The organism is Empedobacter sp. UBA7248, from assembly GCF_002472945.1.
Classification (GTDB): domain Bacteria; phylum Bacteroidota; class Bacteroidia; order Flavobacteriales; family Weeksellaceae; genus Empedobacter; species Empedobacter falsenii_C.
This window is the reverse complement of record NZ_DKSU01000007.1, coordinates 116034-139125: the sequence shown is the minus strand read 5'-3', so window position 1 is coordinate 139125 and position 23092 is coordinate 116034. Positions and strand designations below refer to the sequence as shown.

Genomic DNA, 23092 nt, shown 5'->3' with positions numbered 1-23092 from the left:
ACTCAATAAAAAAATCCGCTTAATCAGCGGATTTTTTTATTTCTATATCTAAATTAAGATTCTTTCAATGATTTAATATCAATCACAAAACGATATTTGACATCCGATTTCATCATTCGATCGTATGCTGTATTAATGTTTTGAATATCGATCATTTCTACATCAGACACAATATTGTGTTCTCCACAAAAATCTAACATCTCTTGTGTTTCCTTGATTCCTCCAATTAAAGATCCTGCCAAATTACGACGTTTCATAATCAATAAACCTCCGTGAACAGCATCTAAAGGCTCGATAGCGCCCACCATACACATTGTTTTATCTAATTTTAATAATTGTAAATATGGATTAACATCGTGTTTAACAGGAATTGTATTCAATAAAAAATCGAATGAATTTGCATGAGCTTTCATTTGAGCAACATCTTTCGAAATCAAAACCTCATCAGCTCCAAGTTTCTTTGCGTCTTCACCTTTCGACTCAGAAGTTGTAATCATTACCACATGTGCACCCATTGCTTTTGCAAATTTAACGCCCATATGTCCCAAACCTCCAAGACCGATTACACCAACTTTATCGTCCGCTTTTACATTCCAATGACGCAAAGGAGACCAAGTTGTAATTCCCGCACACAACAATGGCGCAGCAGCTTTTACATCGATATTTTCAGGTACGTGAAGCACAAAATCTTCTTCTACCACAATATTTTCTGAATAACCACCGTAAGTGATTCCACCATGTTTCGAATTTTTAGAATTATATGTTCCTGTAAAACCATTTTCACAATACTGCTCCAAACCTTCGTCGCAAGAATGACAATGTTGACAAGACTCGACCATACAACCTACTCCAACCAAATCTCCAACTTTGAATTTCGTCACTTCAGAACCTACTTCTTTTACTCGACCAATGATTTCGTGTCCAGGAACAACTGGATAATTTGGTTTTCCCCAATCTCCTTTCGCAGTGTGAATATCGCTGTGACAAACCCCACAATACTCGATATCGATAAAAATATCTTTCGCATGTAAATGTCTACGTTCTATCGTGTGTGGCGCTAATGGATCAGTTTCATTGAACGCTGCATATGTTTTTGTACTCATTTTATATTTATTAAAGGTTATTTAATATTTCTCTTTGTTTATCTATAGAATAATCTGCCTTACAATCTAAATTAAACTCTGAATTATATTTCGTCACATAACTATTTAAATCAGAACATTTCGATAGTATTTCAAATTCTTTATTTTTTGTATCAAAAATAATTCCTTTATAATCATTTGTATTAAAAGTTATAATTCCTTCTTTCACAAGATTGATATAATTTTCTGAATAACCTTCTGGAACATCCTTCGTATCTAAAACAGTCGAAGCAATTGCTCCAGCAATTCCAAACATCATTAAATAGCCATTATTTTGTTGTGATTTTGGCAGTTCCATGTACAAATGATGATCTGATCCTGCTTTTACTCTAACATAAGCAAAGTTTGGAATCTCTTTCGCTAACAAGATTTTTTTATCTTTTGCAATCTTTTTTATCTCTTTTACATTAAAATAAACATCTCCATTTCGTACAATTGCAAAATAATCTCGTTGTTGAAATTCAGGAAACTTTCCTTTTGTATCATAAAAATTAACCAAATCTGCCGATTGTTCAAACAAATCCGCATAAAGATTTGGTTTCATTTCAAATGCTTTACTTTCTACATTCTTGGAAACAAAATCGTCTTTAGTCACATAAACTCCATCAGGATAACTAAAAGATTCTTTGCTAAACACGCCTTTTATTTCGGGAATATTTTTAGACAAATTTTCAAAATTATAAACTAAATCGAAATCTTTTACTCTAACTACCGCGAAAGTATTTTTTGATAAATCTGTTTTGAATTGTAATCCTTTTCCATCATTAATGTATTTTACATCGCTTATTTCAAAAGAATTATTTGTGCTTTTAGAAGTTATTTTCGCTTTCGATATATATTGTCCAAAAGCAAAAGTAGAACATAAGGCAAGTAGAGTAAATAATTTTTTCATTCGATTATATTTTGGATAAAATTAAAAAATCCACCTGAATAATCAGATGGATTTTGAGTTTATTGATTGAATTGAATTAATCTTTTATTTCAATTTTTTGATTCCCATGTTCCACAAAGTGAACGCATATTTATCAGCTGTTTCATTGATCACAACTTCTGTCGAACGACCTGCTCCGTGACCAGCTTTTGTTTCAATTCTGATTAAAACTGGATTATCACACGCTTGTTTCGCTTGTAAATTAGCCGCAAACTTGTACGAATGCGCAGGAACTACACGATCATCATGATCTCCTGTTGTGACTAATGTAGCAGGATAACACGTTCCTTCTTTTACATTGTGAACTGGTGAATATCCTTTCAAATACTCGAACATTTCTTTACTATCATCAGCTGTTCCATAATCATAGCCCCAACCTGCACCAGCAGTAAACGTATGATAACGTAACATATCTAAAACACCAACCGCAGGCAATGCTACTTTTGCTATTTTTGGATTAATTGTTTCTGTTGCTCCAACTAATAAACCTCCGTTAGATCCTCCTGATAATGCAGTAAAATCTGGTGAAGTGTAATTGTTTTTCTGTAAATATTCTGCAGCAGCAATGAAATCATTAAAAACATTCAATTTATTGAATTGACGCCCTCCATCGTGCCATTTTTTACCATATTCTCCACCTCCACGTAGGTTTGGAACAGCGTAAACTCCACCATTTTCAATCCAAGCAGCAGTTGCTGGGCTAAATCCTGGCGTTAAACTAATATTGAATCCTCCGTATCCGTAAACGATTGTAGGATTTTTACCATTTTTCTTCAATCCTTTTTTATACGTAATAATCATCGGAACTTTTGTTCCATCTTTTGACGTATAAAAAACTTGTTCAGAAATGTAATCATCTGAATTAAATTTCACATTTGGTTTAATGTAAACATCCGAAGAACCCGTTTCTACATTGTATTTGTAGCTTGTAGATGGTGTGATATAATTTGAGAATCCGAAATAAATTTCTTTCTCTGATTTTTTCCCTCCAAATCCTGATGCAGAACCAACTCCAGGCAATGTAATTTGACGAACTTTTGATCCATCATATTTGTATTGCTCCACAACCGAAATTGCATCTTTTAAGTATTTAGCAAATAAATAACCTCCTCCTGTAGAAACAGATAATACATTTTCAGTTTCTGGAATAACCGTTTTCCAAGCAGCTTCGCTCAAATCAGAAATAGTTGCTTTAACTACTTTATTGTTTGGAGCTTTGTTATTTGTAAAAATGTAGAAAGTCTCTCCATCATTATCAATCACAGAAGTATTTGTATCAAAGTTATTCACAATCGTTTTGATTGGACTGTTTACTTGAGACAAATCTTGATAATACAACTCATTTCCTGTTGTTGTATTGGCTGCAGATATAATTAAGAAACGCTCATCATCTGTCAAATAAGCACCAACATAGCGACGAGGTGTTTCTGCTCCTCCAAAAATCAATTGATCTTTTTTCTGAGCTGTTCCTAATTTGTGGTAATATAATTTGTGTTGATCTGTTTTTTCTGATAATTCAGATCCTTTTGGTTTATCATAAGAAGAATAATAGAAACCATCGTTTCCTTTCCAAGCTGTTCCAGAGAATTTAACATCAATCAATGTTTCTCCAACTTGTGTTTTATCTTTTGCGTTAAGAACAATTACTTTTCTCCAATCTGATCCACCTTCTGAAATAGAATATGCAACTAAGCTTCCGTCTTTAGAAAAACTAACATCTGCTAAAGAAACAGAACCATCTTTTGAGAATTTATTTGGATCTAAAAAAACTTCTTCTGTTCCGTTTTCACCTAATTTACGGTACAAAACTGAGTGTTGTTGTAAACCATCATTTTTGTAGTAATACGTATAATCTCCTTCTTTAAAAGGCGTCGAAATTTTCTCGTAATTCCAGATATCCGTCAACGATTTTTTCAATTGTGTACGTAACGGAATTTCATTCAAATAAGCATAAGTTGCTTTATTTTGTTCGATCACCCATTTCTTAGTATCCTCAGACAAATCGTCTTCCAACCAACGATATGGATCTTGTACATTCTCTCCAAAATACGTATCAACATGATCAATTTTTTTTGTATCTGGATACTTTTTCTTATAACTCTGTGCATTCACTCCTACCATAAGGGCAACATTAAATAAAATAAAAGCAGTTTTTTTCATTTCTTCTTAGTATAGCTGTTTTGGTAAAGATAATAAAATCAAAAAGATAAATTGGTATTGAAAAAAATGATTTATTTTTGCGCAAAATCCTCTCAGATTTTAATTGAAATGAATATTTAAAACTTCGCGGCAACTTAACGTTAAATTCATTTTGATTTAAAAATTTATCAAGTATTTTTAATTTTTTAAAACCAAAAAAATGACTGTAGAAAAGTCTTTAACAGCCAAAATTGGGTCTATTTTTTCATTAATAAAACAATCTTTTTCAAGCGAAAACTTAGATTTAACCGCGTTACCAATCAAAAAATCAGTATTTCTATTAGCAATTCCGATGATGTTCGAAATGGTGATGGAATCTGTCTTTGCATTGGTCGATTTATATTTTGTAGGACATTTAAAAGAAAGCGCTTTCGCCATACAAACCGTTGGTCTTACAGAATCTTTATTAACAATTGTTTATTCAATTTCAATCGGAATAAGTATGGCTGCAACTGCCATTATTGCACGAAGAATTGGTGAAAAGAAACCCGAAAAAGCTTCGGAAAGTGCTTCGCAAGCAATTTTATTATCGATTATCATTACAATTCTGTTGAGTATTTTCGGGTTTATATTCGCCAAAGATTTATTGATTTGGATGGGCTCAACCGAACAAGCCGCAGAATATGGGAAGAATTTCACTAAAATAATGATGGCAAGTTGTTTATCAATTGTATTATTATTCTTGATTAATGGAATTTTTCGTGGAGCTGGAAATGCAGCAATTGCGATGAAAAGTTTATGGTTAGCCAACGGAATCAATATTATTCTATGTCCAATTCTTGTTCGCGGATGGTTCTTTTTTCCTGAAATGGGGTTAGAAGGAGCAGCCTTAGCTACTGCGATTGGTAGAAGTGGTGGTGTGGTTTATCAATTGTATTGTTTAACGAAAAAAGATTCATTAATTCAAATTAAATGGAGCTATTTCCTTCCAAAATCTAAACTCATTATCAATATTGTAAAAATTGCAGTTCCTGCTATTGTACAATACATTATTGCAAGTTGTAGTTGGATTATTCTCGCTCGAATTGTTGCTCAATCTGGTGGAGAAATTGCATCGTCTGGTTATCAAACTGCTTTACGATTGATGATGTTTTTTATGTTACCTGCTTGGGGATTGAGTAATGCTGCGGCAACTTTAGTTGGTCAAAACTTAGGAAATAAAGATCCCGAAAAAGCAGAAAAATCAGTCCTTATGACCATGAAATTTAACATCATTTACATGTTGATTGTAAGTGTTATTTTCTATGGATTAAGCAATTATTTAGTCTCAATTTTTACAACAGAAGAACATATCAAAATCGTTGCAAAAGAGGGAATGTACATTCTTGCAACTGGTTTTTTATTATACGGAATTGGAATGGTAATGATGAATGCTTTTAACGGCGCTGGAGATACGATGACGCCAACGATTATCAATTTTGTTGGATTTTGGTTATTCCAAATTCCATTAGCGTATGTATTAACGTATCATTTCAACCTAAAAGAAGAAGGCGTTTTTATAGCAATTCCTGTTTCGGAAACGTTTATTGCAATTTTAGCATTTATTCTCTTTAAACGAGGGAAATGGAAGCAGAAAATAGTATAAAAAAATCGCTCAAATGAGCGATTTTTTTATATTTTATCCTTTAAAAGTATAATATCTTGCACCTTTCAAATCTGGAATTTCAGTTTCAATGCGATCTAAGGCAAATCCTTTCAAATCATTAATAGATGTTTTCAGATTTTTATTGTGTAGATCTTGGTATTGTTCAAAAGAAATAGCTTCTCTTTGATTCAAATAATTGAACAAATCCATTTTATTCATCACATTTTTCCAACCTTTACCAATTTGTCCTTGAAAAACTTTCGATTTAGATCCAGAACCATAGGCAATAAATCCAACAGTTTGTCCATTCAACTCTTCATCATTATCAGCACTCACTTGTAAAGCCGATAAAAATGCCGTGAAAACAGAAGCTGTGTACATATTTCCGATCTCCGAAGAAGCACGTTGAGTTGGTTCTACTTTTTCTTTGATTAAAGCTTTATATTCATCCGATTTTGAAACAACTTTCAAATTATCATTCGAATTATCTTGACCATTTTCTAATGCAAAAACATCCGAAAACATTCTTTTTCCTTGAAAGGCATAAGGCAAGTGAAAAGCAATATATCGCCAATTTTCGTACAATTTACCTTCAACAGCAGCTTTTTCTTTAAAATCAAAATAAGCTTCTCTTACTCTATTCTTATAACATTCGTTAGAATATTGACCTTCGAAAACTGGTTCATCAGAAAAGATTTCGATTTCAGATTTTGTTGTTCCTAAAGCATTTAAAATCGTTGCATCAGAAGTTGATTGACGAGGCTTGAAGAAATCAAAAACAGATTCCATTCCAATTCCCCAATTGTTATCAAACGCAATCAAATCTGGTTGATTCGAAATTAACATCGCTACTGCACCAGCACCTTGTGTATATTCTCCCGTCGATTCTAATCCATATTTTGCATAATCTGCCGCAATTACAATCGCCTTTTTAGTTGGATTTACACGAACATAATCAATAGAATTGTGCATTGCATCTACTCCACCCACGCACGCAAACGTCATATCCACAACATCTGTGTGTTTGAAAGGACGTTCTCCAAATTGATTTGCCAAAACAGATTCCACCAACTGAACCGCATAAGTTGCCGTTGGTTTTGCTCCATCCAAAGCACTTTCTGTTCCTAAATAAATTCGTCCGATTTTATTTGGATTAATATTAAAATCAGTAATCAATTTCAACAAAGCATTCGCAGCAATCGTTGCTGTATCTTCGTGAACATCCAAAACAGCCATTTTCTTTAAACCCAAACCAATTTCAAGTTTATCAGGATCAATATTGCGCTGAATTGCTAAATCTTTTATTGGCAAATATATATGCGGAACGTAGATAGAAGCCGCCTCAATTCCATACTTCATTTTCGTTATTTTTTAAGCGAACTTCAAAGTTAAGCGTATTTTAATTTTTAACTGGCATGAAATAAATCCTGAATTTTAAGAAATCAATAATCATTATAAAAAAACAAAAAAATAGAGGTTTAATTAGAATATTTCTTAATTTTAAGTCTATAATTTTAAATATTTTTTTTCAAAATGGCTCGTACTTTTTACAAATCAATCAAAAATTCTGTCAAATATTGGTGGATTTTATTAATCATAGGATTATTATTCGTTGGACTTGGAATTTATACATTCGCTTTTCCAACTGCATCGTATGTTGCACTTTCAGTATTTTTTGCTGTATCTTTTTTATTTTCTGGAATTTCGGAAATCATTTTTTCGATTTCGAACAAAGATGAAATTGATAGTTGGGGCTGGACATTAACTTACGGAATTATCACTGCAATTGTCGGATTTATGTTAGTTGTTAATCCTATTTTAAGCTTAGAAGTTTTTGCTTATTATGTTGGATTTTTAGTATTATTCCGTTCAATTTCTGGAATTAGTTATGCTTTCGACCTAAAAAATTATGGTGTAAGAGATTGGGGTGTTTCGTTATTTTTAGCAATTGTAGGATTAGTTATTTCGCTTATTTTATTATCAAAACCACAATTAGCAGGTTTAACAGCTGTTGCATGGCTAGGATTAGCGGTTATTTCTACCGGATTATTTGCGATTTTTATTTCATTACAGTTGAAGAAAATTAAAGATATCCCGAATAATATTTCAGACGATTTGAGAAATCGATATGAAGAAATTAGAAAAGAAATCGAAGATTTTAAAAATCAATAAAAAACAAAAACCTCCACTTTAATTGAAGTGGAGGTTTTTATTTTATTTTCCTAAGATTCCTTCTAAAAATCCAGTTTTAAAAGATTCAATCATAACATCTGGTTGATCTATAAAATTTAGGAAACCATATGCAAAAACTGCACCTATAGCAATTTTTCCAATTGATAACAAAGATGGCTTTTTCATATTACCTTGATTTAAAATTAAATATAATAAATATTTACAATATCGGTGCTAATAATCTACAAATCGATGCAAACGCGCGGTTATACCAAGGTTTATTTTCCCATTTTTCAATAGTTAATAATTCTGAATCCTCTTTATCTCTATCAAATTGAACACTCATTTGTTGTAATAACGTTACATTTTCAATCACCGAAGTAATCTCGAAATTAATCATGAAACTACGATAATCTAAATTCACTGTTCCAATAAAAGCCAATTTGTCATCGACCGTAATTGTTTTGGCGTGAATAAATCCTTTTTCATACAAATACACTTTTATACCACGTTTCATCAAAGGCTTTAGAAACGATAATGACGCTTGTTGTACTACAATAGAATCGCCTTTTTTAGGAATAATCAACTCCACTTCTACTCCGCTCGAGACGGCAATCATCATCGCTGTCTTAAATTCGTCACTTGGTATAAAATATGGCGTGCACAATTGCACTTTCTTTTTCGCCAAAGTAATTGCCAAAACCATCGCTTCCATAGCCGAATGTAAATCACTTCCTGGTGAAGAGAGTCCAAAACTAACTGTTGATAAATCGTTATTTTCTTGAGATGAATAAAAATATTTTGGATCAGAAATATTATACTTTTTGCCTTCCGTCATCATCCAATTTAAGTAAAAATGCAATTGCAAACTATTGATAGAATCTCCTTCAATCATCACAGAAGTATCACGCCAATAAACCTTATTATTTGGGCTTATTACACCATTTTGATTAATGTATTTATCACTAATGTTAATTCCGCCTACAAATGCTTTTTTGCCATCAACAATCAAAATTTTGCGGTGATTACGGTAATTAGAATTCGCCAAAGACGAAAATCGAACAGGCAAAAATGTTTGAAATTCCACACCTGTTCCATCGAATCTTGATTGATGTTTATTCAGTTTTGGCGAACCAAAATCATCCGCAGTTACGCGAACTTCTACTCCATTTTTAGCTTTTTCAATCAGAATATCAATGATTTCATTTCCGATATGATCTTCATCAAAAATATAATATTCGAGATGAATATGATCTTTCGCTTCTCGTAAAGCTTCCAAAAAAAGAGGAAATTTTTCTTCTCCATTTGTCAACAACTTTACTTTATTATTTGTTGCAGGATAAGCAACTCTTGCATTATTTAAATAACGATAAACCTGCGACAACGAACCAATTCTTGCATTTACTTTCTCTAAATCATCTTGAACAAATTGATCCATTTCAGCCCATTTTTCATTGATGATTTTTTGATGATTCTTATCTATTCGTTTAAAAAATTCATCTTTTTTAAATTTCTGTCCAAAGAAAAAATATAAGATTATTCCAATAAACGGTAGAAAAACAATCACTAGTATCCATGCTATTGTTTTGGTTGGGTTTCGATTTTCGATCAAAATAGTAGCAATCACCATTATATAAAGGATTGTAAGCGGAACCCAATACCATTCTTTGATAAAATTCCATATGTGCAAAAGTGTGATTGACCATTCCATTTGTTACCGATTCGTAATTTTTTATAAAAATAAATGAATAAAAATCAACTGCTTAAAAAATTAACAGAAAATATTTAAAAATAATTTTGGAAATGATAAATAAACCTTCTTATATTTGCAATCCAAAATGACGGTGCCTTAGCTCAGTTGGTAGAGCAAAGGACTGAAAATCCTTGTGTCCCTGGTTCGATTCCTGGAGGCACCACCACATTTATAAAACCTCAAGCATGTGTTTGAGGTTTTTTTTTTGAATGAACATAACAATTTATTCATCGAGTATTTTAGAGTTGTATCTAAATATTCCGTAAATTGCATAAAACATGGAAATAGGAAATAGACCTTGGGGTTCTTACTATGTATTAGAAGACACCGATATATATAAATTAAAAAGAATAGAAGTGAATGTTGGAGGACGTTTGTCTTACCAATACCACAATCATCGTGCGGAAGTTTGGACAATTGTTCAAGGAACTGCAATGGTGACACTTGATGATAAAGAATATGAATACAAGGCGGGAGAAGTCGTTATTATTCCATTAAAAGCAAAACATCGTATTCAGAACATAGGTAATGAGACATTAATTTTTATCGAAGTTCAACATGGTACGTATTTTGGGGAGGAAGACATCATTCGCATTGAAGATGATTACAACCGATCATCTGAAGATTAACAAAAACTAACTATAAAATACTAAACTAATTGACTATGAAAATCGGAATTACATTTAGTGCTTTTGATTTGCTCCATGCTGGGCATATCAAAATGCTGGAAGACGCAAAACAACATTGCGATTATTTGATTGTAGGTTTACAAACAGATCCAACATTAGATCGACCTGAAAAAAATAAACCAACACAAACTGTTGTAGAACGCTACATTCAGTTAAAAGGCTGCAAATTTGTTGACGAAATTGTACCTTATGCAACTGAAGAAGATTTGGAAGATGTTTTGAGATCTTTCAAAATTGATGTTCGTATTTTGGGCATTGAATACCAAGACAAAAACTTCACAGGACGTAAATATTGTGAAGAAAAAGGAATCGAATTGTATTACAATTCAAGAGATCACCGTTTCTCAAGTTCTGGCCTTAGAAAAGTGGTTGCTGAAAAAGAACTTCTTAAAGTTGTAAAATAAAAATTGAGTAAGGTTAGAGTTTATCTAACCTTTTTTATTTACAATACTTTCTCAATCAAAAAATTAATGTAAAAAATAATTCTAAAAATTATACCTTTGCAAAATGTCAAATATAGTTGCAATTGTAGGAAGACCAAACGTTGGTAAATCTACGTTCTTCAACAGAATGATCCAAAAAAGACAAGCTATCGTTGATGACACTTCTGGTGTTACACGTGATCGTCATTATGGAAAATCTGATTGGAATGGAAAAGAGTTTACCGTAATCGATACCGGAGGGTATGTCGTTGGTTCAGATGATACCTTTGAAGAAGAGATCCGCAAGCAAGTTGAATTAGCTATTGATGAAGCAAATGTAATTTTGTTCATGGTAGACAATCAAATTGGTTTAACGGATATGGATAAGGAAGTTGGCAACCTTTTAAGACGCACTAAGAAGCCTACATTCTTAGTTGTGAATAAGGTCGATACCAACAAAAATTTAGACGATTCTTATGAGTTTTATAACTTAGGATTCGAAAAAATGTACACAATCGCTGCAATGAGCGGAAGTGGAACAGGTGAATTATTGGATGATGTGGTAGATTGTTTTACAGAAGAAGAACACATTGATCCATTCGAAGGTTTACCTAAAATTACGATCGTAGGTCGTCCAAATGCTGGAAAATCTACATTAATCAATGCATTATTAGGTGAAGAACGTAATATTGTAACAGATATCGCAGGAACAACACGTGATTCTATCGAAACGTTGTACAATAAATTTGGACACGAATTTGTTTTGGTAGACACTGCTGGAATGCGTAAAAAAGGGAAAGTTAGCGAAGATTTAGAATTTTATTCTGTGATGCGTTCGGTTCGTGCAATCGAAGAATGTGACGTTTGTGTCTTGGTAATTGATGCAGAACGTGGAATTGAAGCACAGGATTTGAACATTCTTTATTTAGCAGAACGTAACCGAAAAGGTGTTGTCATCTTAATCAACAAATGGGATTTATTGGAAAAAGAAACCAATACAATGAAAGAATACAAAGATGCTATTCTAAAACGTATTGCGCCTTTTACAGACGTTCCTGTGTTGTTTATCTCGGCTCTTACAAAACAACGTGTCTTGAAAGCTGTTGATACATTTATCGAAGTTTACGAGAATCGTAGTCGTCGTATCAAAACAAGTAAGTTAAACGAAACTTTGTTACCGATTATCGAGATTACACCTCCACCTGCAGTAAAAGGAAAATACATCAAAATCAAATATGTAACGCAGTTACCTACAAAAACGCCTCAATTTGCGTTTTTCTGTAACTTGCCGCAATATATTAGAGATCCTTACAAACGATTTATTGAAAATCAATTGAGAAAGGAATTTAATTTTGAAGGAGTTCCAGTTGAAGTTTACTTCAGAAAGAAATAATAAAAATCCAAAAAGTCCATTTACAATTTGTAGATGGACTTTTTTATTGATAACAATAGAATTTAACATTCATAAAAAAAGCTCAACGATTGACGCTGAGCATTTTTGTGACCGAGACAGGATTCAAACCTGTAACCTCTTGAGCCGTAATCAAGTGCGCTATTCAGTTGCGCCACTCGGCCGTTTGAAATAATTGAAAGTATTTTCCCTTATTTCGAATGCAAATATACAGCACTTTTATCGTAAAAACCTAAGCTTTTCGAGAAAAATTTTTAACAATAATTTAATTTACAACGTATCAATCGCTTACAAAAATATTTTTTTATGATTTTGGCAGAATTCTTAACTTGCTTCCGATAAATTCAATCCAAAATGATTAAAAAATTAATTCTAAGTTCATTCATTCTTCTTGCCGTTAGTAGTTGTAAACAGTCGAAAGAAGCTGTTAAAACCGAACAAGAAAATACAACTTTTCAGTTTGCGAAAAATATTTCTATCGAAGAAAACAACGAAACAATCACGATAAAATCTTCTGGAAATACGATTTCATTTGATAAAAAAGACTTGCCAATCAAAACTGTGATGGTAGAAACTTCGTCTGCTGTGACGTTTTTAGATCAATTAGGAAGTCTTGATTTAATCAAAGGAGTTTGTGATGCTGATTTTATTTACAATCCTAAAATTGCTGAAGGAATCGCGAATAAATCAATCTTAAAAGTTGGAAATTCGAACGAATTATTCACAGAAATCATCTTAAAAAATAAACCTCAATTGATTATTGCAAATTCAAATCCTGTTTTGGCAAAATATCATCAACAATTGGAACAAAATGGGATAAAAGTATTGTATTTGGATGAATACAAAGAGCAAAATCCAATGGGACAAGTTGAGTATTTGAAGGTTTTCGGAAAATTATTCGGAAAAGATACAGAAGCTGAAAAACGCGTAGAAACGGTTAAAAATAATTACGATTCAATCAAAAATATCATTCAAACCAAAGCACAAGGTAATGTTTCTACAATTGTTAATACAATGTATGGCGATATTTGGTACGTTCCGACAAATGATTTGTTGCAAGCAAAATTGATTGACGACGCGAAAGGAAATTATATTTTCAAGAATAAAACAGGTGAAAATAGTTTGAGCTTAACATTTGAAGAAGTTTATACAGCTGGAAAATCTGCAAATTATTGGATCAATGTAACAAACGTGAATTCTTTGGCAGAAATGAAAGCTTCTTATCCAAATTATGCGTGGTTTGATGCGTTTAAGAAAGGAAATGTATACGCTTACAACAAACGTATGAATGCAAAAGGTTCGAATGATTATTTTGAACAAGGAATTCTTCGCCCAGATATTATTTTGAATGATTTAGGAAAAATTTTCTATCCAAATTTATTTCCAACTTATGATTTATACTTTTATCAACAATTGAAATAAATGACTGAAATTATTCAAAAATTCGAATATTTTGTTCTAAAACCAATGAATTTATCCATTTCAACTCTTCAAAAAGATGCAGAATGTGACGAATATATAGGTTATAATTTCGAAGTGAAAGAATTATCATTCAAATTTAGAAAAGCGAAAATTACGCCTAAAAAAGTTGGTCAATTTGTAACGTTATGGAAACGAAATACAGCTAAACAAACCGAACCTTTCGACGAAAATGATGTATTTGATTATTACATTATTGCTACAGAAGAAGACTCAAAACTAGGTTTTTATATTTTTCCGAAATCAATTTTAATTGAAAAGAATATTTTGACCTCAATTAAAAAAGAAGGAAAAAGAGGTTTTAGAGTTTATCCGAATTGGGTAAAACCTGAAAATAAACAAGCGGAGAAAACTCAAAATTGGCAACAAGATTATTTCGTAGAAGTCAATAATCAACAAATTGACAAAACCAAGTTAGAAAAGATATTCAACAAAAAACGGAATTCAAATTGAGTTCCGTTTTTTTGTTATTTTTTCAAAAATTCGAATCCAAATAAAAATAAGCTTCACTAATAAAATCACTAATATTTGACGCAATTAAACTATGTGGATGAATTTTATTTACAGCCAAATCTCCAGACAATCCATGTAAATAAACACCTAAAATTGAAGCTTCTGATGAATTATAACCTTGTCCAATTAACGACGCAATAATTCCACTCAACGTATCTCCAGATCCAGCAGTTGCCATTCCCCAATTACCTGTCGAATTGAAATAAGTTTTACCATCGGATGTAATAACTGCAGTATAAAAACCTTTTATAATAAAGGTCAATTGATGAAAAAGAGCAAGTTTTTTAACTTTTTCTAATTTCTCAAAATCATTTTCCCATTCTCCAATTAAACGTTGTAACTCTTTTGGATGCGGTGTTAAAACTGAATTTTGAGGAATCAACGTAAAACAATCTTTCTGTTTAGCTAAACAATTTAATGCATCAGCATCAATCACCAAAGGTTGTTGTTGATTCTTAATCCAATTGATAAAATTTACTTCTGTAGTTGGGTGTTGTCCCATTCCCATTCCAACAGCAACTCCTTGATAAATTTTTATCTCAGGAAAATGTTCAATTTGTTTTTCTGAATCATCAACCAAACTCATTGATTCTATCAAATTTGTTTGCAAAATATTTAATCCACATTGAGGAGTATAAGTCGTTACCAAACCACTACCCGTCTTCAAGGCTGCTTTTGTGCTTAAAACAATTGAACCTATTTTTCCTAAACTTCCCCCAATTATCAACGTATGACCAAATGTACCTTTGTGCGAAAACTTACTTGGTTTCTTTAAAAGTTTCTGAACATCATTTTTCTGTATAAAATAATAATCTGTCTCAAATTCATTACTCACATTTTGTTCTAATCCAATATCTAACGAAATAAATTCATCGGTGTAAATTTTATTTTCAGGAAATAATAAACCTAATTTAGGAACCTGAAAAGTATATGTTTTATTTGATTTACAACACGGAAAATATTTTTGCATAGGAAAATCAGCAATAAAACCAGAAGGCAAATCTATCGAGATAATTTGCGTCGGATTTGACTTTTCTATTTGATTGAAGATTGAATTCCAATCATCATGCAAAGGTTGATTAATTCCAATTCCGAAAATAGCATCGATAATAACTGAATTTTCAGGAAGTTGTAATTCTTCATTCAAATTAAAAAAATGTAAATCATTAGAACTCAAAAGTTGTTGATTCTTTAAATTATCTTCGCTATAATTCTCTGATTTCAAAATATAAATCAACGTTTTATAGCCTAATTTTTTCAATTCTCTTGCAACTCCTAATCCATCTCCTCCATTATTTCCTTTTCCACAAAAAATAATTATTGGTGATTCTTTAGATGGAATATCATTCACTATATTTTCAGTCAATTTCAATACAGCTCGCTCCATCAAATCCCAAGAGGATATATTTTGATGTTTGATCGTTAATTGATCCCATTCTTTTATCTGTTTTGAATTGAGTATTTTCATGAATAACATTTGTTTACATAAAGGTAGTAAATAAAAAAAGGAACTCAAATTGAGTTCCTTTTAGTCTTTATATTTAATTAATCTTAAAACAATTCTGATTGGAATTGCTCTAAGAAACGTTTATCATTTTCTGTGTACAAACGGATATCCCCAATTTGATACAACAACAACGCAATACGCTCAATTCCCATACCGAATGCATAACCCGAATATTTTTCAGGATCGATATCTACATTGCGCAAAACGTTAGGATCTACCATTCCACATCCCATAATTTCTAACCAACCTGTACCCTTTGTCATACGATAATCGGTTTCAGTTTCTAATCCCCAATACACGTCAACCTCAGCAGAAGGCTCTGTAAATGGGAAATATGAAGGACGTAAACGAATTTCAGATTTTCCAAATAACTCAGTTGTAAAATAACTTAAAGTTTGTTTCAAATCTGCAAACGAAACACCTTCGTCGATATACAAACCTTCGATTTGGTGGAACATCATATGCGAACGAGACGAAATAGCTTCGTTACGGTAAACACGACCTGGCGCTAAGAAACGCATTGGAGGTTGATTTTTCTCCATATGACGAATCTGCGTAGACGATGTATGCGTACGCAACACAATATCAGGATCAGTTTCGATGAAAAATGTATCTTGCATGTCTCTCGCAGGGTGATGCGCTGGCAAATTTAACGCGGTAAAATTGTGCCAATCATCTTCGATTTCTGGACCTTCAGAAACGCTAAATCCAATACGATTAAAAATCTCGATAATACGATTTTTTGTAATGTTAATTGGATGACGAGATCCCAATGTAAAAGGCTCTCCAGGACGCGTTAAATCTAAAGAAGAATCAGTTTTTCCTTCGTTTGAGATTTCATTTTTAAGAACAGTTGATTTTTCTGTTGCCAATGTTTTTAATTCATTCACAACTTGACCAAATTCCTTTTTTTGTTCATTCGGAACAGATTTGAACTGTGTAAACAAGTCCGTTAAAATTCCTTTTTTTCCTAAAAATTTAATTCTGAATTCTTCAATTTCAGCAGCATTTGTTGAATGGAAGTTTTTTACTTCTTCAATATATTGTTTGATTTGGTCAATCATAATTTCTGATCAATTTGATTACAAATTTAACCGATAATCAACTTATAACAAATTATTCGAGTACTTTTATCTTTATTCCACTAAAACTCTGTAAAAATGGCTCAACCAATTTTAGAAATTAATCTTGAAAAAATCAGTTATGATTTAGATAAAGTTATTTTGAAAGCGATCGATCTCAAAATAGATTCGAATGGTTTGTATGGCGTTTTTGGGAGAAATGGACAAGGAAAAAGTACTTTTCTAAAAACCTTGTGCGGTTTGAAATCCTATGAAGGAACAATTAGATTAAACAATGAAATTCTACAACCTTCTGATGTTGCATTTTTAGCAACCGAACCAATGATTTATGAATATTTGACTGCGGATGAATTTTATAAATTTTATCAAAAAGTATCAGGTAGAAAGAATTCAAGTTCTACTCGAATCTTTGATATTAACGAAAAAGTTTTACTTAAAACGATGTCAACAGGAACGCTGAAAAAGGCATATGTCAATACTATTTTACAATTTGATGATTATAAAATTTATATTTTCGATGAACCTTTTAATGGTTTAGATATCGAAAGTAATTATGTTTTACTCCATAAAATTAGAGAATTAGCAAAGGAAAATATTGTGTTTGTTTCTTCGCATATTATCGAAATTGTTTCGCCTTATTTGACTAAAACTTTTTATGTAAATGAGCAACAAATTACGGAAGTTGAGAATGAAAATATTATGAACTTGTTTATGCAATCAATCGATCATGGATAAAATTCAATATACGCTAAAAATCATTTATATCAACCGTTTTCGCCAATTAACCTATAACGATTCGTCTAAATTTTGGATACCTTTTATCCTTTATTTTGTCATTATTTTCAAAATATTGAATGGTAGTTTTCCGAGTTTCCCTGCTTTCGATTATAAAGAATATCTTGTTCTATTTTTTAGTTTTATGGCAAGTCAGCAAGTAAATATCAGAAAAGATTTTGGACTTTTAAAAGGTTTATTCAATCCCCGAAAAACCTATCTCATTTATCTTATAGATCTCATTCTTGTTAATGTTTTCAACATTATTGTGGCTATTCATTTTGGTTGGATGATTAGTTTAGCGGTTATTTTTGCTTTCATTCTATTTTTCACTTTTTATAATGGAAAAATTGGTAAACCAATGGTGAAAAATAGACTTCGAATTTTAGATGTTTTGACGATTGTTCAGCTTAGACGATTCAAAATTAATTATCTCATTTTTATTGGCGCCTATTACATTTCGTATCAAGGATTGATTGAAAATAACCTGAATTTGTTCCTCGTTTCTATTGTAGGAATTCTTTTTCTCCTTCTCGGAAATATTCAAAAAACAGAAAAATTAGCTTACTTTATAAGTTCAAAATTATCCAACAAACAATATATACTAAAGAATGAAATTGATTTTAGCCTAAACAGTTTGCTCTTTATTTTACCTTGTTTGATAATGGCTTTATTTCTAAATCCAACCTATTTTGGTTACGGAATAAGTTGTTTAGGAGCAATTATTATTACTTTTCCAATCAAATATATTTTTATCAATCATCAATTTCCAATTGGTTTACTTTCGATGCTTATTGTCTGTTTTTTTCTAACGATTATTTTAAATGAAAAAGTAGATTGGTTGCTTTATCTGAGTATTTTTCCGATGAGTTTTATTCTACATCTCATTGCTTTCCGTAAATTCACGAAGGAAAGGATTACTGGGGATTCTGGGTTTTATTTGTAGATAATTACATTATTTTTTAACGAGAGAGATTTAACTTTGTTTATCGTCTAAGTCTTCGATACAACGTTTTGCAAACGCCACTCTGACTGACGATAAGATGAAGATAAATGCTTTAATAAACAAAAAATCCTCCTAAGAAAACTTAAGAGGATTTGATTGATATTATATTTTGAAAATTATTTTCCAAATACTTCTTTTACTTTAGCTGTAATTCGTTCGTGTTCTACATCAGTTAAATTAGAACCAGAAGGAAGACATAATCCATTTTCGAATAATTCTTCTGCTACCGTTCCTCCATAATAAGGTGCATCTGCAAAGACAGGTTGCATGTGCATAGGTTTCCATAACGGACGAGATTCGATATCATCTTCCAAGAAAGCTAAACGTAAATCTTCGCGCGTTTTCCCTGCTACTTTTGGATCAATTAAAATCGCTGATAACCAATGATTAGAAAAATAATCAGAACTTGGTTCTACAAAAACAGTTACGCCATCAATATCCGCAAACAACTCTTGGTAGAATTTATTCATTGCACGACGAGCTGCTACTCTATCCGCTAAAACTTCCATTTGTCCACGACCAATACCTGCTGTAATATTACTCATACGGTAATTGTACCCAATATGCGAATGTTGATAATGTGGTGCATTATCACGAGCCTGAGTTGCTAAAAATACCGCTTTATCTTTATCTTCTTGTGTATGAGAAACCAAAGCTCCACCACCAGAAGTTGTAATAATTTTATTCCCGTTAAACGATAATGCTCCGAAACGACCTAACGTTCCACAAGCTTTACCTTTGAAAGTAGAACCTAAGGCTTCTGCAGCATCTTCTATCACAGGAATGTTATATTTTTCTGCAATAGCATGTATTTCGTCAACCTTGTAAGGCATTCCATACAAATGAACCGCTAAAATTGCCTTTGGTGTTTTTCCTTTTGCAATACGATCTTTAATCGCTTCTTCTAATGCAATTGGACAAAGATTCCATGTATCTTTTTCTGAATCGATGAATACAGGTGTTGCGCCACAATAAACAATAGGGTTTGTAGAACCACAAAAAGTCAATGTTTGTGTAATAACTTCGTCATTCTGTTTTACTCCAAGCATAATAAGTGCTAAATGTAAAACTGATGTACAACTATTTAATGCAACAATTGGATTTGATGTATTCAACGCTTTTTGAATATCAGACTCAAATCCATCAATATTATCACCAATGGATGTGATCCAATTTTTATCAAAAGCATCTTGAATGTATTTCATTTCATTTCCTGAAAGATGCGGAGATGAAAGCCAGATTTTAGTTTGCATTTGGTTAGTTGTTTTAATAGAGCAAATTTAACATAAAACTATAATTTTAATATCATTAGTTAATCATAAAAACTTCGTAAAATAAAAAATCTTATTAATACTCTCTCAAACATTTTCTTAACGTGAGAGTTTTAATGCCTTTTTTATAATTCATTATTCATCGTCTAAGTCTTCGATACAGCATTTTTCAAACGCCATTTAGACTGACGATAATGTGCTGCTGGATCGTCGGATTTTTAATTTCCTTTTAAACATTCAAATTTATTGTCATTCTGGACTCGTTTCAGAACCTCATCCTTAATCTCATCCTCAAACACATCGTATTTAATACATTTTCAATTCTAAAATCGTAAATCCCACATCGTAAATCAAAAATCTTTTACATACATTCTACTGCCACTATGTTGCCTTTATCCTGCCTTTATGTTGGGAGTATCTAGCAAGTTTCAATAAAATCTAAAAAATCCCCCCGTTTTGTATATGTTATTCACATTTGATGAGCGTTAACAATTACCTCACCCTATGGGTGTACAAATCACCCTCCGAAATTATGGTTTAAGCTGTTATAAGCTCAATACCTGCTTTATCAGCTTTATATTTTATTTTATTAATGAGTTCATAATAACTCCAGTTTCTTAGGACAAATCTTTCTTCTTTGGCAATTTCTATTTTTTCTTCTTGATCTAGAATAACTATCGTTCCTGCTTTTTTTTCAACGCAAAAATCAATTAACATTCTACTGTAAACATGTAGCCGATGATGAACATATTTACTCTCTGTATTTTTTAATTTTTTTGCTATTTTTAATTTTCTTGCTTTTCCTTTCCCTCCTTTGCAATAAGGCACTCCTTCTAGTATTCTTTTACGAGAAGCTTGTATCGCTAATCTTCTGTACAAAAATTCTTCTTTGCTACCAATGGTAAGTTGAGATCTACCTATTTTTACAACCAACGGATATTCCAACGACAAAGAAACTTCTGCAATAATATCGGGTTGTAATTGATTTTTTTCTTTTTCAATTTCTACAGTGAATACCCAAAATATTTTATTTTTTTCTAATTTAATATGCGATCTACAAATTCTAATTTCTTTATTTACTATTTGCTCCAATAGCTTATAATTATCAATATAATCTCTTCCAAGATACGTTTTAAAAGGTATTTTATAAAGTTTAAAATAAATGTATTTTTTATCTGTATCATACGAGAATTTACTTATCCTCGCTATATTAAAAGGAATTGCTATATCTCGTTTAAAAATTTTTAATGAAAGTTCACCTTTCCAATACCTGACACAATCCTTCTTGAAGGATAGGTATAACGTATTCATCAAACTAGACAATATATACATTGGAACTTCGTCCTTAAAACGTTTTGAGAGTACACGATAAATGGTAGTCGACCGTGAACATTTGAGTATACCATCTTCATCTTTGTTTTCGTCTACTAATTTATATTTGATTCCGTCAGAGAAATAAAAAAAATCTTTCACCATTTCTTGCACATACAAATGAGAAACAATCAAATTAGCCGCTATAAAACATCTATTTTGCCATTTATAAAGCGTACTCACAACTTCTTTTCGTTCTTCTTTAGTCGGTAAATCAGCAATTAGCTGTATTTTACGTGTTAAAAAAACTGTAGAATTTTCCATATTTAGTTACTTAGGGGTTTAAACTTGTTTTGTTGTGTCAATTTATAAGCGACTACAAACTCATTGTGCACTTCTTTCTGAGAAAGTTCTAATGTCTTGGCAATAGTTGTAAACGATTGTTTCTTCTCGAATCGAAGCTTTAAAATCAACGATTGTTTTTCGGTCATTTGATTTTGTTCCTTTTCCTTAGAAACTATTTTCTTTTTAGACACTAATACATCATGACTATTTATAAGGTTCTTAAGATCCTCTATTGCACTTTTAATCTCCTTACTCGTTTCTGAAACTCTTTTTCCCATTGCATTGGCAATCGCTTTGTATCTGAATCCATATTTCAAGCAGAGTTCAATCAAATGTTTTCTTTCAGCACTTAATAAGGGTAATATTTTTCTAATTTCTTCATAATGTTGGTCATGTATTACTTTATCCCTTATGTTTTCTGCAACCTCTAAAGGATCGTATCCAGTCAAATAACTATCATAATTCTCGTAACTATCTAATGAATGCACCGACCTAAAAAATTTATTTTTAGACCTTCTATAATGCGAATAAAAACTTTGTTTCAAAACAAGTCGCGTGAAATAAAAGATATGTTCAGGTCTTTCTATGTTATCTCGATATTCCCATAATCTAAGGAAAGCATCTTGTACCAAACATTCTACAACAAATTCATCATCAATTATTTGTTTACCAATCCAAAAAAGTAGTCTTTTATGTCGTGAATAGATTTGCTCCAAAGCTTTGGGATCGCCTTTTTTCAATAATTCATATTCTTTTTGTAGCATAATAAAGGTGGTTTATTTATGTTTAACGTGATGCGTATTACGTTCTACGTTTTTACATGTTTTTTTAATTCAACATTAGTTTTAAAAACAGATTTTGTCACTCTGAACTTGTTTCAGAATCCTATCTAATGTGTCATCTCGAGGTATCGAGAAATATTTTGTCACTTTTTTTATTCATTGAACATCTATTTTAATTATTGGTATTCACATGCCCTTCGGGGAACAGTCAAAAAAACTAACGAAAAAAGACTTGTCTTTGATTTTCGACGTTCAAAATAAGTTTCAGCCATTGAATGTTTTAAATCATTTGCTACGCAAATAGTAAAACATTTTAACCATGGCTTCAACTTTTTGACACTCGCCTCCAAATCATATGACATTTTTATAATCCTTTTTCAATATTCGAATTCGTTGTTATTCTTAGTTCGTCACAGAACCTCATCCTCAAACACATAAGACATCTTACAATTTTAACATCTCGATTCTTATATCTAACATCTAATCTGTACTTTTTACTTAATACATACTACATCTTAACAATCCCTTCCGATACACGAACCTCGAACTAACCATACGGAATGCATATACAATGGATACAGAATGGATATAGCGCGGATACACAACCGATACAGAAAAGTGTCATTTTCGATATACAACGATACAGGATTTTAACTCTTTTTAACATTTAATTTATCTAACCACAATAGAAACATAGGTTTTTATTAAGTTTTACGTG

20 protein-coding genes and 2 tRNA genes are annotated in these 23092 nt (G+C 31.7%); 10 read left to right on the top strand and 12 right to left on the bottom strand.

Going from position 1 to position 23092, the window contains the following annotated elements; translation table 11 throughout:
* Positions 1-53: 53 nt before the first annotated feature.
* The 3 genes from B4A23_RS06305 to B4A23_RS06295 all read right to left on the bottom strand — a co-directional run bounded on the left by B4A23_RS06305 (position 54) and on the right by B4A23_RS06295 (position 4233).
* Positions 54-1103, bottom strand: coding sequence for an NAD(P)-dependent alcohol dehydrogenase (locus tag B4A23_RS06305; RefSeq protein ID WP_291118177.1), 1050 nt, complete (start codon positions 1101-1103; stop codon positions 54-56).
* Between the two features lie 10 nt (positions 1104-1113).
* Positions 1114-2034, bottom strand: coding sequence for a hypothetical protein (locus B4A23_RS06300; protein WP_291118174.1), 921 nt, complete (start codon positions 2032-2034; stop codon positions 1114-1116).
* Between the two features lie 84 nt (positions 2035-2118).
* Positions 2119-4233 (bottom strand): prolyl oligopeptidase family serine peptidase, encoded by a 2115-nt coding sequence (locus B4A23_RS06295; RefSeq protein WP_291118170.1) that lies wholly within the window; start codon positions 4231-4233, stop codon positions 2119-2121.
* A 199-nt stretch (positions 4234-4432) separates the two neighbouring features.
* On the opposite strand from B4A23_RS06295, the gene B4A23_RS06290 reads away from it, so the two are divergent.
* On the top strand, positions 4433-5857 hold the full coding sequence (locus tag B4A23_RS06290; protein WP_291118167.1) for an MATE family efflux transporter: 1425 nt from the start codon (positions 4433-4435) through the stop codon (positions 5855-5857).
* A gap of 33 nt (positions 5858-5890) precedes the next feature.
* Here B4A23_RS06290 and B4A23_RS06285 read toward each other — a convergent pair whose 3' ends face one another.
* Entirely contained in the window at positions 5891-7216 is a 1326-nt protein-coding gene (locus tag B4A23_RS06285) for a hydroxymethylglutaryl-CoA synthase family protein (protein WP_291118164.1), read from the bottom strand.
* Between the two features lie 174 nt (positions 7217-7390).
* Between B4A23_RS06285 and B4A23_RS06280 the strand changes: the two genes are divergently transcribed.
* Positions 7391-8029, top strand: coding sequence for an HdeD family acid-resistance protein (locus B4A23_RS06280; protein WP_291118161.1), 639 nt, complete (start codon positions 7391-7393; stop codon positions 8027-8029).
* A 42-nt stretch (positions 8030-8071) separates the two neighbouring features.
* Here B4A23_RS06280 and B4A23_RS06275 read toward each other — a convergent pair whose 3' ends face one another.
* On the bottom strand, positions 8072-8215 hold the full coding sequence (locus tag B4A23_RS06275) for a hypothetical protein (RefSeq protein ID WP_286512524.1): 144 nt from the start codon (positions 8213-8215) through the stop codon (positions 8072-8074).
* Between the two features lie 34 nt (positions 8216-8249).
* Positions 8250-9740, bottom strand: a complete 1491-nt coding sequence (gene cls / locus B4A23_RS06270; RefSeq protein WP_291118157.1) for a cardiolipin synthase — start codon at positions 9738-9740, stop codon at positions 8250-8252.
* A 132-nt stretch (positions 9741-9872) separates the two neighbouring features.
* Here cls and B4A23_RS06265 point away from each other — a divergent pair.
* From B4A23_RS06265 to der, 4 genes are all read left to right on the top strand, one after another.
* Positions 9873-9948 (top strand) — tRNA-Phe (locus B4A23_RS06265).
* Between the two features lie 112 nt (positions 9949-10060).
* Entirely contained in the window at positions 10061-10411 is a 351-nt protein-coding gene (locus B4A23_RS06260) for a phosphomannose isomerase type II C-terminal cupin domain (protein ID WP_038336510.1), read from the top strand.
* Positions 10412-10446: 35 nt separating this feature from the next.
* Entirely contained in the window at positions 10447-10875 is a 429-nt protein-coding gene (locus B4A23_RS06255) for an adenylyltransferase/cytidyltransferase family protein (RefSeq protein WP_180905607.1), read from the top strand.
* Between the two features lie 103 nt (positions 10876-10978).
* Positions 10979-12286: a ribosome biogenesis GTPase Der gene (der, locus tag B4A23_RS06250; RefSeq protein ID WP_291118154.1), complete on the top strand. Its 1308-nt coding sequence runs from the start codon at positions 10979-10981 to the stop codon at positions 12284-12286.
* 108 nt (positions 12287-12394) lie between these two features.
* On the opposite strand, the gene B4A23_RS06245 is transcribed toward der, so the two are convergent.
* Positions 12395-12468 (bottom strand) — tRNA-Arg (locus tag B4A23_RS06245).
* Positions 12469-12658: 190 nt separating this feature from the next.
* Here B4A23_RS06245 and B4A23_RS06240 point away from each other — a divergent pair.
* Entirely contained in the window at positions 12659-13726 is a 1068-nt protein-coding gene (locus tag B4A23_RS06240) for an ABC transporter substrate-binding protein (protein WP_291118151.1), read from the top strand.
* Entirely contained in the window at positions 13727-14236 is a 510-nt protein-coding gene (locus B4A23_RS06235; protein ID WP_291118148.1) for a MepB family protein, read from the top strand.
* Positions 14237-14258: 22 nt separating this feature from the next.
* Here the strand turns inward: B4A23_RS06235 and B4A23_RS06230 are convergent, their stop codons facing one another.
* Together B4A23_RS06230 and B4A23_RS06225 are read right to left on the bottom strand one after the other, a co-directional pair.
* Positions 14259-15764, bottom strand: coding sequence for an NAD(P)H-hydrate dehydratase (locus B4A23_RS06230; protein ID WP_291118145.1), 1506 nt, complete (start codon positions 15762-15764; stop codon positions 14259-14261).
* 83 nt (positions 15765-15847) lie between these two features.
* Entirely contained in the window at positions 15848-16867 is a 1020-nt protein-coding gene (locus tag B4A23_RS06225; protein WP_038336503.1) for a phenylalanine--tRNA ligase subunit alpha, read from the bottom strand.
* 96 nt (positions 16868-16963) lie between these two features.
* On the opposite strand from B4A23_RS06225, the gene B4A23_RS06220 reads away from it, so the two are divergent.
* Together B4A23_RS06220 and B4A23_RS06215 are read left to right on the top strand one after the other, a co-directional pair.
* On the top strand, positions 16964-17620 hold the full coding sequence (locus B4A23_RS06220; protein WP_291118142.1) for an ATP-binding cassette domain-containing protein: 657 nt from the start codon (positions 16964-16966) through the stop codon (positions 17618-17620).
* Positions 17613-18605 carry a hypothetical protein gene (locus tag B4A23_RS06215; RefSeq protein ID WP_291118139.1) on the top strand — a complete coding sequence of 331 codons (993 nt, stop codon included), beginning with the start codon at positions 17613-17615 and terminating at the stop codon, positions 18603-18605. Before B4A23_RS06220 ends, B4A23_RS06215 begins: the two co-directional genes overlap by 8 nt.
* A gap of 176 nt (positions 18606-18781) precedes the next feature.
* Here B4A23_RS06215 and B4A23_RS06210 read toward each other — a convergent pair whose 3' ends face one another.
* The 3 genes from B4A23_RS06210 to B4A23_RS06200 form a co-directional block, all read right to left on the bottom strand.
* Positions 18782-19918 carry a DegT/DnrJ/EryC1/StrS family aminotransferase gene (locus B4A23_RS06210; RefSeq protein WP_291118136.1) on the bottom strand — a complete coding sequence of 379 codons (1137 nt, stop codon included), beginning with the start codon at positions 19916-19918 and terminating at the stop codon, positions 18782-18784.
* Between the two features lie 555 nt (positions 19919-20473).
* Positions 20474-21571 carry a hypothetical protein gene (locus tag B4A23_RS06205; protein ID WP_291118132.1) on the bottom strand — a complete coding sequence of 366 codons (1098 nt, stop codon included), beginning with the start codon at positions 21569-21571 and terminating at the stop codon, positions 20474-20476.
* Positions 21572-21573: 2 nt separating this feature from the next.
* Positions 21574-22356, bottom strand: a complete 783-nt coding sequence (locus B4A23_RS06200; RefSeq protein WP_291118129.1) for an RNA polymerase sigma factor — start codon at positions 22354-22356, stop codon at positions 21574-21576.
* Positions 22357-23092 lie beyond the last annotated feature (736 nt).